10 protein-coding genes are annotated in these 11,593 nt (G+C 68.7%); 5 read left to right on the top strand and 5 right to left on the bottom strand.

Going from position 1 to position 11,593, the window contains the following annotated elements; genetic code table 11:
* The first annotated feature begins 66 nt into the window (after positions 1–66).
* From AC6LJ9_RS23905 to AC6LJ9_RS23885, 5 genes are all read left to right on the top strand, one after another.
* Positions 67–870, top strand: coding sequence for a thiazole synthase (locus tag AC6LJ9_RS23905; RefSeq protein WP_212321566.1), 804 nt, complete (start codon positions 67–69; stop codon positions 868–870).
* Positions 871–928: 58 nt separating this feature from the next.
* Positions 929–1,750, top strand: coding sequence for a bifunctional hydroxymethylpyrimidine kinase/phosphomethylpyrimidine kinase (gene thiD / locus AC6LJ9_RS23900; RefSeq protein ID WP_212321580.1), 822 nt, complete (start codon positions 929–931; stop codon positions 1,748–1,750).
* Positions 1,751–1,883: 133 nt separating this feature from the next.
* Positions 1,884–2,564, top strand: a complete 681-nt coding sequence (locus AC6LJ9_RS23895; protein ID WP_103272236.1) for a protein-L-isoaspartate O-methyltransferase family protein — start codon at positions 1,884–1,886, stop codon at positions 2,562–2,564.
* Between the two features lie 82 nt (positions 2,565–2,646).
* A complete protein-coding gene (locus AC6LJ9_RS23890; protein ID WP_498149471.1) occupies positions 2,647–3,987 on the top strand; it encodes a TolC family outer membrane protein in 1,341 nt (446 codons plus the stop codon).
* 130 nt (positions 3,988–4,117) lie between these two features.
* Positions 4,118–6,742 carry an autotransporter family protein gene (locus AC6LJ9_RS23885; RefSeq protein ID WP_498149470.1) on the top strand — a complete coding sequence of 875 codons (2,625 nt, stop codon included), beginning with the start codon at positions 4,118–4,120 and terminating at the stop codon, positions 6,740–6,742.
* Positions 6,743–6,829: 87 nt separating this feature from the next.
* Here the strand turns inward: AC6LJ9_RS23885 and rfaE2 are convergent, their stop codons facing one another.
* The 5 genes from rfaE2 to AC6LJ9_RS23860 all read right to left on the bottom strand — a co-directional run.
* Positions 6,830–7,315: a D-glycero-beta-D-manno-heptose 1-phosphate adenylyltransferase gene (gene rfaE2, locus AC6LJ9_RS23880; protein ID WP_103272233.1), complete on the bottom strand. Its 486-nt coding sequence runs from the start codon at positions 7,313–7,315 to the stop codon at positions 6,830–6,832.
* Positions 7,316–7,331: 16 nt separating this feature from the next.
* The gene (locus AC6LJ9_RS23875; RefSeq protein ID WP_103272232.1) at positions 7,332–8,210 is read right to left on the bottom strand and encodes a ferritin family protein; all 879 of its coding nucleotides are present in this window, start codon (positions 8,208–8,210) and stop codon (positions 7,332–7,334) included.
* A 232-nt stretch (positions 8,211–8,442) separates the two neighbouring features.
* Positions 8,443–9,996, bottom strand: coding sequence for a ubiquinone biosynthesis regulatory protein kinase UbiB (gene ubiB, locus AC6LJ9_RS23870; RefSeq protein WP_212320987.1), 1,554 nt, complete (start codon positions 9,994–9,996; stop codon positions 8,443–8,445).
* Between the two features lie 3 nt (positions 9,997–9,999).
* Positions 10,000–10,635, bottom strand: coding sequence for a ubiquinone biosynthesis accessory factor UbiJ (locus tag AC6LJ9_RS23865; RefSeq protein ID WP_498149469.1), 636 nt, complete (start codon positions 10,633–10,635; stop codon positions 10,000–10,002).
* Between the two features lie 180 nt (positions 10,636–10,815).
* A partial coding sequence (locus tag AC6LJ9_RS23860; RefSeq protein ID WP_498149468.1) for a Tim44 domain-containing protein occupies positions 10,816–11,593 on the bottom strand: 778 nt, incomplete at its 5' end.

Here is an 11,593-nt window from a genome sequence, read left to right as displayed (position 1 = left end):
ATCATTCGTGCAACGCTCTGACCGTCCCTCGGGTCCGCTCCCGGTCCCGCTCTTCGAAACACCGCCATGACCACCCAAGACACTCTCACCATCGCCGGCCGCGCCTATTCGTCGCGCCTGCTCGTCGGCACCGGCAAGTACAAGGATTTCGAACAGACCCGCCAGGCGCTGGACGCCAGCGGCGCCGAGATCGTCACCGTCGCCATCCGCCGCACCAACATCGGCCAGAACGCCGGCGAGCCCAGCCTGCTCGACCACGTGCCGCCGTCGAAATTCACGCTGCTGCCCAATACCGCCGGCTGCTACACGGCCGACGATGCCATCCGCACGCTGCGGCTGGCGCGCGAGCTGCTGGACGGCCACGACCTGGTCAAGCTGGAAGTGCTGGGCGATCCGCACACGCTGTTCCCCAACATGCCCGAAACGCTCAAGGCCACCAAGACCCTGGTCGACGAAGGCTTCAAGGTCATGGTGTATTGCACCGACGATCCCATCCAGTGCCGCATGCTGGAAGACCTGGGCGCCGTGGCGGTGATGCCGCTGGCCTCGCTGATCGGCTCGGGCATGGGCATCCTGAATCCCTGGAACCTGCGCCTGATCATCGACCAGGCGCGCGTGCCCATCGTGGTCGACGCCGGCGTGGGCACCGCGTCCGATGCCGCCATCGCCATGGAGCTGGGCTGCGACGCCGTGCTGATGAACACCGCCATCGCCGCCGCCCGCGACCCGATCCTGATGGCCAGCGCCATGAAGAAGGGCGTGGAGTCCGGCCGCGAGGCCTTTCTGGCCGGCCGCATGCCGAAGAAGCTCTACAGCGGCGCGCCCAGCTCGCCCACCGACGGCCTGATCGCCGCGGGCGCCGCGAAATGAACGCCGTCGCCCGTCGGCGCGCAGCGAACGCCGCCTCCCGGCGCCAAGGACACGCCCGATGAACGCCCGCCCCATCCCCAACACGCTCAGCATCGCCGGCGTCGATCCGTCCGGCGGCGCCGGCAGCCTGGCCGACGTCAAGACCATGAGCGCCCTGGGCGCCTACGGCTGCGCCGTGATCGCCGCGCTGACGGCGCAGAACACACAGGGCGTGACCGGCATTTCGCCCGTGCCGCCGGCCTTCGTCGGCCTGCAGATCGACACGCTGTTCGCCGACGTGCCGATCGCCGCGGTCAAGATCGGCATGCTGGGCCAGCAGCCCGTGACGCTGGTGGTGGCCGAGAAGCTCGCCAAGTGGCAGCCGGCCCACGTGGTGCTGGACCCGGTCATGGTGGCCAAGAGCGGCGACCTGCTGCTCGAGCGCGACGCCGTGAGCGCGCTGCGCGAAGCGCTGCTGCCCCAGGCCACGCTGCTGACCCCAAATCTGCCCGAGGCCGGCGTGCTGCTGGAAGAGCGGCCGGTGGAAAGCGTCAAGGAAATGCGTCGCGTGGCCGAGCGCCTGCGCAACAAGATGGCCTATGCCGGCGAGCGCTGGGTCATGGTCAAGGGCGGCCACCTGCCCGGCAACGACACCATCGACCTGCTGCACGACGGCGACCGCATGATCGAGCTGCCCGGCCACCGCATCGAGACCGCCAACACGCACGGCACCGGCTGCACCCTGTCGGCCGCGCTGGCCGCGCTGTTGCCGCAGACCGGCGACGTGCCCGAGGCGGCCCGCCGCGCCAAGGCCTACCTGACGGAAGCCATCCGCCAGTCCGGCCGCCTGTCGGCCGGCTCGGGCCACGGCCCGGTGCACCACTTCCACGCCTGGTGGTGAGCGGCGCGCGGTTACATTCCCCCGGCCGGAGGCGGCCTGACGCCCTCCCCGGCCGGGCCCGCGCCCCATGGCGTCACAGGACGCTACGAATCGGTACAATGGTCAGTTGATTCCTCTGTTTTCTCTGACCGTCATGAACGCTTCGACCCTGCCCGACGTAGAACAAGCCCGCTTCAACATGGTGGAACAGCAGGTCCGCCCCTGGGACGTGCTTGACGCCAATGTGCTGCAAGCCCTGTTCGATGTGCGTCGCGAACAGTTCGTTCCGCCCGCCCTGCGCGCGCTGGCGTTCTCCGACCTGGAGATCCCGCTGCAGATCAACGGCGTCGACTCCCGGCAGAACATGCTGGCCCCGAAGATCGAGGCGCGCCTGGCTCAGGAACTGCAGCTGACCAAGTCGGACTGTGTGCTGGAAATCGGCACCGGCTCGGGCTACCAGGCCGCGCTGCTGGGCTATCTGGCGCAGCAGGTGACCTCGGTCGAGATCGACAGCCGCCTGGTGACCTTCGCTCAGCAGAACCTGCAGATGAACAACGTCACCAACGTCAAGGTCGAAACCGGCGACGCCCGCAACGGCTGGGGCTCGACCGAATATGACGCCATCCTGGTGACCGGCTCGGTGCCCGCCGTGCCCGACGCGCTCAAGTATCAGTTGCGCGTCGGCGGCCGCCTGGTCGTCATCGTGGGCCAGGCGCCCGTCATGACCGCCTGTCGCATCACCCGCACCACGGCCGCCAGCTTCGAGACGGTCAACCTGTTCGAAACCGTCATCAAGCCGCTGCGCGGCGCGACGGTGTCCCAGTTCAAGTTCTGATCCGGCGCCGCCCGCGCCGTCCCCGCCCAGCGCGGGGATGCGGGGCGGACGTCCTGGAGCCGCACGACTCCCACGAAACATCATGCGCGTCCGATCGCTTACGGCATTACTGGTCTTCACCTGCGCCGCAAGCGTCGGCCCGTCGCGCGCCCATGCCGCCGACGACCTGATGCAGGTCTGGCGCACCGCGCTGGGCAGCGACCCGGTCTATGCGGCCGCGCGCGCCAACTACCGCGCCAGCCTGGAAAAGGAACCCCAGGCCCGCGCCGGACTGCTGCCGCAGATCAGCGCCGAGGCCGGCGGCGCCTACCGCGAAACCCGCAGCACGCAAGGCTTCGGCGTGGCCTACAGCGGCGGCCGTGGCACCTGGGACCTGGCGCTGACACAGCCGCTGTTCAATTGGTCGCGCTGGCAGGCCTATGAACAATCCAAGCTGCTGACCGCCGACGCCGAGGTGCGGCTGCAACAGGCCTTCCAGGACCTGCTGCTGCGCGTGGCCGAAGCCTATTTCAACGTGCTCTACGCCCAGGACGCGCTGACGGCGACCGAAGCCGAGAAGGCTGCCGTCGCGGGACAGCTGGAATCGGCCAAGCGCAATTTCGAGCTGGGCAACGCCACCATCACCGATACCTACGAGGCACAGGCGCGCTACGACCTGGTGCTGGCGCAGGAACTGCGGCTGCAGAACGACCTGGACGTGCGCCGCGACGTGCTGGCCCAGATCCTGGGCTCGCCTGCCGGCGCGCTGGCGGAGCTGCCGCCCGGCGTGCGCCTGCCCTCGCCCCAGCCGGCCCGGCTGAACGACTGGAGCACGCAGGCCGAGGCCTCCAACCTGGACGTGCTGCGCGCCCAGCTCCAGACCCGCATTGCCGGCCGCGACATCCAGATCGCCAAGAGCGGCCACTACCCCACCGTGAACCTGCGCGCCACCAGCGGCAGCGCCAGCGACGCGGTCATGAGCAACGGCAGCAGCGCGCCCGGCAAGCCCATCAACAACAGCGTGGGCGTGGTGCTGTCGATTCCGCTGTACTCGGGCGGCGGCATCTCGTCCCAGGTGACCGAGCGGGTGCAGCTCGAACAGAAGGCGCGGCACGATTTCGAGGCCGCCCGGCGCCAGGCCGTCCAATCCGCGCGCCAGCACTACTCGGGCGTGACCAGCGGCCTGGCGCGCATCGACGCGCTGGAAGCCGGCGAGAAATCCAGTCGCGCCTCTGTCGAGGCCAACCGCACCGGCTATGAAGTGGGCGTGCGCATCAGCCTGGACGTGCTCAACGCCCAGCAGCAGCTCTATGCCACCCAGCGCGATCTGGCGCTGGCGCGCTACACCACGCTGCTGTCCGGGCTGCGGCTGAAAGCGGTCAGCGGCATCCTGGCCGAGACCGACCTGGAAGCGATCAATCGGCTGCTGCGCGAGCCGCGCTGAAAGCCCCTACCAGGAAGTAGCATTTTTGCGACACAGTGAGAAATGATAAGAAACTTTGTTTCTTAACCTGTTACGATCCGCGCCGCTGAACGAGGCCGTCCGATGCTTCGTTCCATGAGACGACGCATCCATGACTACACGCTATGCCCACGTTTCCGACGATCAGATCGCGCTGACGTCCACGCCTCGCCCCCCATTCCTGCCCCGCCTGACCACCGCGCTGTTGAGCGCCGCGCTGACCCTGGCGGCCAGCCAGGCCCTGGCCGGCGGCGCCGGCGGCGGCGGCGACAATCCGGGCGGCAAGGGAGGCGGCTGGGAAAACCAGGGCAATGGTGAAAACATCGACCCGAACGACGGCAAGGCCACGGTGTCCGACCTGTCCGCCAACACCGTCCGTGAATTCACCACCATCACCCATGGCGGCGTGGGTGGCACCTCCCCCACCTTCGGCGGTGGCGGCGGCGGCGCGGCCGCCTACTTCGGTGGCGCCAATGCCACCATCACGGTCCGATCCAACCTGCTCGGCGGCTCGGGCTGGGTCGGTTATTCATCGACAGATGGCAGCGGCGGCGGCGGCGATGGCCTGATCGTGATGGACGGCAAGGTCAATGTCACCGCCACGGGTCAGTTGGTGGGCGGCGACGCCACCTATTCGATGGGCGGCAGGCCAGGCAGTGGCGGGGCCGCGCTATACCTGGACAAAGGCACGATCCAGAATGCCGGCCTTATCGTCGGCGGCACGGGCGGCTACAACAACGGCGCAGCCCCCTCCGGCATCGCCCCAGGCGGCAATGGCGGAGACGGGGCCGTGCTGCGCAATGGCCGCATGGTCAATGAAGGTCGCATCACGGGTGGAGAGGGCGGCATGAGCATGACCCCCAACTCCCGTGGCGGCAACGGTGGCAACGGCGTTGTCATCATGGCCGGCTCGAATACGCCGCGCCTGCCCGGCTCCGCGCTCAGTCTGCCGGACCTGGTCAACCGTGGCCAGATCACGGGCGGCAATGCCGCCAACAACAGCGACTACCCCAGCCCATATCACTCCGGCACCTCGGGCGCCGGCGTTGTCGCCAAGGACAACGTCTACATCGTCAACTACGGCAACATCACCGCGGGGGGAGACGGTTCCGGCGCCAACGGCGTCGCGGTCAGGCTGACCGGCGATGGCAATCGCCTGGAACTGGCGAACGGATCCAGCACCATGGGCCATATCCTGTCGACCGGCCGCAACACGCTGGCGCTGAACAGCGCGGATGGCAAGCCCACCACCGCCTCCATGACGGGCGACCTGTACCTGGGGCCCGGCGACACCTTCGAGGTCCGCGCCACCCCCACCGCCGCCGACCGCCTCGATGTCAACGGCAAGGCGCAAATACACGGCACGGTCAGCGTGGTCGCCGGCACGGGCACGTATGCGGAAAACACGCGCTACACCATCCTGACGGCGCAGACCTTGACCAACAAGTTCATGTCCGCCACCTCCAACCTGGCCTATCTCAAGCCCACCGTAGCCAACGAAGGCAACACGGTGGTGCTGACGCTGGCCCTGCGCCAGGCGCCCAAGCCCGACCCGGATCCCGTCACCCCCACCCGCCCCATCCGTTTCGAGGATCTGGCCGACACCAGCAACCAACGCGCCGCGGCGCGCGGGGTCCAGAGCCTGCCCGCCAGCAATCCGCTGTACCAGGCCGTGCTCAACCTGCCCGTGGGCGCGCCCGCGCCGACGTTCACCGCGCTGTCCGGCGAAACCCATGCCAGCAACGCCGCGTCGCTGCGCAACGTCGCCAACACGTCCGCGATGCTGCCGCTGGAACACTTCCGCAGCAACATGACCGCCGCGCTGCTGCCCGGCCAGCCCAGCGCCGCCGCGGGCGCCAGCGACGCCGCGCCCGACGCGGCCACCCTGCCCGGCTCCACCGTGCGCCCGGTCTGGGCCCAGGTGATCGGCAACTGGCAACGCGCCAGCGCCACCGACAACACCGCCGAAGTGCGCCAGCACACGGGCGGCCTGTTCATGGGCGCGGACCGGCCGCTGGGCGGCGGCTGGCGCATGGGCGGCGCGGTGGGCTACACCGACTCGCGCGCCCGCGCCGACGCCGTCGATTCCAAGGCCGACATCAGCAACTACAGCCTGACCCTGTACGCCGGCAAGTCCTTCGAGGCGGGCGCGGGCAAGCTGAACTTCCTGGCCGGCGGCGCCTATACCTGGCACGACCTGAGCACCGAGCGCATGGTCCGGATCGGCGGCGGCACGCAGAAGCTGCAGGCCGACTACGGCGCCAGCACCGCGCAGCTGTTCACCGAGCTGGGTTACGCCATGCGCGTCTCGCCCGCGCTGACGCTGGAACCGTACGCGGGCCTGACCTGGAGCGACCAGCGCATCCGTGGCTTCTCCGAATCGGGCGGCTACGCGGCCCTGTCCGGCCAGAGCCAGCGCAACGCCCTGACCACCACCACGCTGGGCCTGCGCGGCCGCCAGGACATCATGCTGGGCTCGATCAGCGCCGCGCTCCGTGCGGGCCTGGGCTGGCGGCATACCTTCGGCGACGTGCAACCCAGCACCACCATGGCCTTTGCCGGCGGCGATTCGTTCTCGGTGACCGGCGCGCCCATCGCTCGCAATGCGGCGCTGGTGGAACTGGGCCTGGACGGCAACCTGTCGCGCAGCACCACGCTGGCGGTGGGCTACAGCGGACAGTTCGGTTCGGGCAACCGCGACCAGACCGCGTCGATGACGCTGCGCTGGAAATTCTGATCGCGGCCTGCCCCGCGCGCGGATGAAAAAGGCGGCCCCATGGGGCCGCCTTCTTTTTTGCATGACAGAGGATCGGCGCGCGACCGCTCAGCCGCCCTGGATCTTCTTCACCAGCGCCGTCGTGGAACGCTCGAACTCGAACGGAATCGCCACCGCGCGGCCGCCCCAGCTCTTGACCAGCGCGGTCTCGGGCAGTGTTTCCATGTCGTAGTCGCCGCCCTTGACGATCAGGTCGGGCTTCAACTGGCCGATCAGGACCTCGGGCGTGTCCTCGTGGAACGAGGTCACCACGGCGACGCAGCCCAGCGCCGCCAGCAGCGCGGCGCGGTCTTCCATGCGGTTGAGCGGGCGCTCCGCGCCCTTGCCCAGGCGGCGCACGGATTCGTCCGTGTTGACCGCCACGATCAGCGTGCCGCCCAGCTGGGCCGCCTGATCCAGGTAGGTGGCATGCCCGCGATGCAGGATGTCGAAGACGCCATTGGTGAACACCAGCGGCCGCGCATAGCGGCCGGCGGCGACGGCGGCGACGCAGTCGCCGCGGGACAGGATCTTGGATTCGAAGCGGGCGGTCATGGCCGGATTGTAGCGGTCAGGCGCCCGCCAGGATGATTTCCTTTTCCTTGGGCACGAGCAGCGCCGTCATTTCCTTGCGGTAGCGGTTCAGATCCTTGACGGTCTCGAAGCTGCGGTCCATCAGCTTGGACAGGATGTGCAGGATGCGCGAGGCGACCTTCTGCTCCCAGACGCCGTCGAAGCGGATCTGCGTGTCCAGCCAGTGCTCCAGCCAGCCCGGCTCGGGCAGGCGCGACTGCACCGTGTCGTTGGGGAACAGCTGCTTGTTCACGTGCAGGTTGGTCGGGTGCAGCGCCTGCTGCGTGCGCGCGGCCGACGCCATCAGCACGCCGATCTTCGAGAACGCCAGGCGGGCCTGCTCGCTGGTTTCCTGGCCGCGGTCGTGCAGCGCACGGCGCATGTACTGCAGGTAGGCGCCAGCATGGCGGGCCTCGTCCTGCGCCACGGTCTTGTAGATGGCCTTGATGACCGGCTCGGTATGCCATTCGGCGGCGCGGCGGTACCAGTGGTTCAGGCGCACCTCGCCGCAGAAATGCAGCATCAGCGTTTCCAGCTCGGGCGCCGGATCGAACTCGAAGCGCACCTTGTGCAGCTCTTCCTCGGTCGGCATCAGGTCCGGGCGGAAGCGGCGCAGGTATTCGATCAGCACCAGGGAATGCTTCTGCTCTTCGAAGAACCAGACCGACATGAATGCGCAGAAATCGCTGTCGCCGCGATTATCGCGCAGGAACATCTCCGTCGCAGGAAGCGCCGCCCATTCGGTGATGGCGTTCATCTTGATCGTCTGGGCCTGCTCGTCGGAGAGCTTGCTGCGATCAAAATCATCCCAGGGGATGTCATGCGCCATGTTCCAGCGCACGGCTTCCATGGTCTTGAAGAGTTCAGGATAAAGCATGGTCTGCCCTTGTATATGTCCCGCGTGGGGCTATAGAAATAAATCGAATGGCGCCGCGGCCTGGAAGCCGCGCTGCGCGCCTGCGGGCGGCATGTTCCGTCGGCGCGCGGCGCAGGATGGAGCCTGGGTGGCGCCGTCTCCCGCGAGCGCTATTTTTCGCCGCATCCCGCGAAGCTATGATGACTGTTTCATGAACGAAACATGACAGGAGCCGTCTAGAGCATCGCGCCGCCTACCGGGTCAATGCCCACAGCGCCACCCCGACGGCCAGCGCGATCACGCCGACCAGGGCCGCGACGAGCCGGTTGTTCTGCTCTTGCGCCCGGCGCAGCTGGACCATTTCGGCCAGCAGGGCGGGCGAGACGTTCGGGCGGTTGAGATGGTCGTGGACCAGCCTGGGCAGCGCCGGCAGCATCTGCGACCACTGCGCCGCTTCCTTTTCCAGGCTCTGGCGCAGGCCCTTGATGCCGACGCGCTGGCGCATCCAGCGTTCCAGATAGGGCTTGGCCGTCTTCCAGAGATCGAGATTGGGATCGAGCTGCCGTCCCAGGCCCTCGACGTTGAGCAGCGTCTTCTGCAGCAGCACCAGCTGCGGCTGGATCTCGACGTTGAAGCGCCGCGAGGTCTGGAACAGGCGCAGCAGCACCTGGCCCAGCGAGATTTCGGACAGCGGCCGATCGAAGTACGGCTCGCACACGGCGCGCACCGCGCCCTCCAGCTCTTCCTCGCGCGTGTCGGGCGGCACCCAGCCTGACTCGATATGCAGCTGCGCCACGCGGCGGTAGTCGCGGTGGAAGAAGGCCAGGAAATTCTGCGCCAGGTAGTTCTTGTCGAACTCGGACAGCGAGCCGACGATGCCGAAGTCCAGCGCGATATAGCTGCCCAGCGTCTCGGGCCGGTCAGACACGTAGATGTTGCCCGGGTGCATGTCGGCATGGAAGAAGCCGTCGGTGAACACCTGGGTGAAGAAGATCTCGACGCCGGTGCGGGCCAGCGTGGGAATGTCGATGCCGGCCTCGCGCATGCGCTCGACCTGCCCCACCGGCATGCCGTACATGCGCTGCATGGTGAACACGGTGGCGGCGGTGTATTCCCAGATCACCTCGGGCACGATCAGCATGTCGCCACGGCCCGATTCGGGGCCGAAATTACGGCGCAGCTGGCTGCAGTTGGAGGCCTCGCGCACCAGGTCCAGCTCGTCGTGCAGGTACTTGTCGAATTCCGCCACCACTTCGCGCGGCTTCAGGCGGCGGCCGTCCGGACCCAGGCGCTCGATGATGCGGGCCACGATCTTCAGCAGCGACAGGTCCTTTTCGATGATGCTCAGCATGCCCGGGCGCAGCACCTTGACCGCCACCTCGCGGCCGTCGTGCAGCACCGCGAAGTGCACCTGGGCGATCGAAGCCGAAGCCACCGGATCGACATCGAATTGCGCGAACAGCTTGTCCGGCGGCGCGCCGAGCGCGGCCTCGACGCAGGCGGCGGCCTGGGCCGACGGGAACGGCGGCACGCGATCCTGCAGCAGCGCCAGCTCATTGGCGATATCGGCCGGGATCAGGTCGCGGCGGGTGGACAGCACCTGGCCAAACTTGACGAAAATGGGACCCAGCGACTCCAGCGCCAAGCGCAGCCGCAATCCGCGCGGCTGGCGCGGACGAGTGCCCAGCCGCATGACGCGCAGCAGGCAGGTGGCCAGCGGGTGGTTCAGGCTGGAGAGCACCAGCTCGTCCAGGCCGTAGCGCAGGGAAACCAGGATGATGCGTAGCAGGCGCAGCAGGGGGAACATGGATCAGGCGCCCCGCTTGGCGCCGGCGGCGACCAGTTTCGTCTGCAAGGCGGCGGCGGACCGCGCCAGCGCCTCGGCGCGCGCGTCCAGCTCGGCCAGGTCCAGGCGCCATTGCGCCAGCGCCGGACGGCCCAGCAGCAGGCCGCTTTCCTCGGCCAGATATTCGGACACATTCTCGGCCGCGCGCTGGCCGGCCTGCAGCGTGCCGCCCGCCAGCTTGCGCGCCCCGCCCACCAGGCGCAGCGCGGCGATGTCGCCCACCACGCGCGCCAGCGCGTCTTCGGGATCCCAGCGCAGCTGCTTGGACAGGTCGGCCACCACCTGGGCCAGCGCCGCATCGCCGGAGATATGCGTGGCCTCGGCCACGTCGGGCGCCTCGCCGCCCGACAGGCGCGGCAGCGGCAGCTTTTCGGGTGAGACCGTCAGCGTCACATCCGGCACCACGGCCGGATCGGACAGCTCGGCCAGCCCGTCGCTGCCGATGGTCAGGCCCAGCGAGAATCCGCCCAGCGCGAAGCGCACCGTCTTACCGGCGTGGCGGACCAGGCGCTCGCGCGCCCAGTCTTCGCGCTTCAACAGCATGTTGAGCGCCTGGGTGGCCAAGCGTGACGGCGTGGGCAGAAACGGAAGAGGCAGCATGAAAGGCAATCGGCAACGGCCAAGGGGCGGGGTTGCCGGTTTTTTACAGTGGGCAAGCCTGGAGTGTAACGGGTCGGGGCGTAGCGTGGCTTTGCGCCCGGACATGGAAAAACCGGCCCAGAAGGGCCGGTTGGGACCGGACGGCCAGGGCCATCCGGATCGGTGCAGCAGACGTCAGGCTCAGCTGGCGTAGTCGACCGGGATCTGCTGGATGCCGGCCAGCAACCAGCCGCCGTTGGCCGGCTTGTACAGGTTCCAGACTTCCTCGAAGCGGAAGGCCTCGGCGCCGGGCGCCTCGCGCAGCATGCCCGAGAAGCGGACGCTGGCCAGGTGGCCGTCGGAAACGGTCTCGATGCCCAGCAGCTCGGCGTTCAGCAGGACCACTTCGGTCTTGTTGGCGGCGCCGCCGCGTTCGGTCAGCTGCGGCTTGAGCTCGACGATCAGATCGTCGGTCAGGAACTCGCGCAGGCGGTCGGTTTCGCCGCTGTCCCAGACGGCCTGGATGCGCACGAACTGTTCCTTGGCCTGCTTCAGGAAGCTGACGGTGTCGAAGTCGCCCGGCACGTACCAGTTGCTGTCTTCGCCAGCCTTGGGCAGCGCGGCCGCGGCGGGCGCGGCAGCGGCGGCCACAGGCGCGGCGGGAGCCGCCGGAGCCGGCTGCAGCGTTTCACGCCACATGGGCTGTTGCTGCTGGCCCGGAGCCTGGCCCGAGCCGCCGAAGGCGGACTGCGTGGCCGGACGCGGCGCGGCGCCACGCAGGCGGCGCACGATGAACATCACGGCGAAGACGGCCAGCGCGATCAGCAGCGCGGACGACAGGAATTCGGCGAAGGCGCCGGACAGGCCCATGCTGGAAAGCAGCGCGGCGATGCCCAGGCCGGCGGCAATGCCGGCGATGGGGCCGAGCCAGCGCGAAGCGCCGCTCTTGGCCGCGGCGCCGGCCGTGGCCGCGCCCGCC

The organism is Achromobacter sp. 1011811831 (assembly GCF_059760905.1).
The sequence above is the reverse complement of the archived record's forward strand: the minus strand, read 5'-3'. Positions and strand labels throughout refer to the sequence as shown.

Excerpts from the sequence above, each read along its gene's own strand:
- ubiB (WP_212320987.1), bottom strand. The coding sequence starts at position 9,996 with ATGTTCCCCCTGCTGCGCCTGCTACGCATCATCCTGGTTTCCCTGCGC.
- rfaE2 (WP_103272233.1), bottom strand. The coding sequence starts at position 7,315 with ATGACCGCCCGCTTCGAATCCAAGATCCTGTCCCGCGGCGACTGCGTC.
- AC6LJ9_RS23890 (WP_498149471.1), top strand. The coding sequence starts at position 2,647 with ATGCGCGTCCGATCGCTTACGGCATTACTGGTCTTCACCTGCGCCGCA.
- AC6LJ9_RS23885 (WP_498149470.1), top strand. The coding sequence starts at position 4,118 with ATGACTACACGCTATGCCCACGTTTCCGACGATCAGATCGCGCTGACG.
- AC6LJ9_RS23895 (WP_103272236.1), top strand. The coding sequence starts at position 1,884 with ATGAACGCTTCGACCCTGCCCGACGTAGAACAAGCCCGCTTCAACATG.
- AC6LJ9_RS23865 (WP_498149469.1), bottom strand. The coding sequence starts at position 10,635 with ATGCTGCCTCTTCCGTTTCTGCCCACGCCGTCACGCTTGGCCACCCAG.
- thiD (WP_212321580.1), top strand. The coding sequence starts at position 929 with ATGAACGCCCGCCCCATCCCCAACACGCTCAGCATCGCCGGCGTCGAT.
- AC6LJ9_RS23905 (WP_212321566.1), top strand. The coding sequence starts at position 67 with ATGACCACCCAAGACACTCTCACCATCGCCGGCCGCGCCTATTCGTCG.
- AC6LJ9_RS23875 (WP_103272232.1), bottom strand. The coding sequence starts at position 8,210 with ATGCTTTATCCTGAACTCTTCAAGACCATGGAAGCCGTGCGCTGGAAC.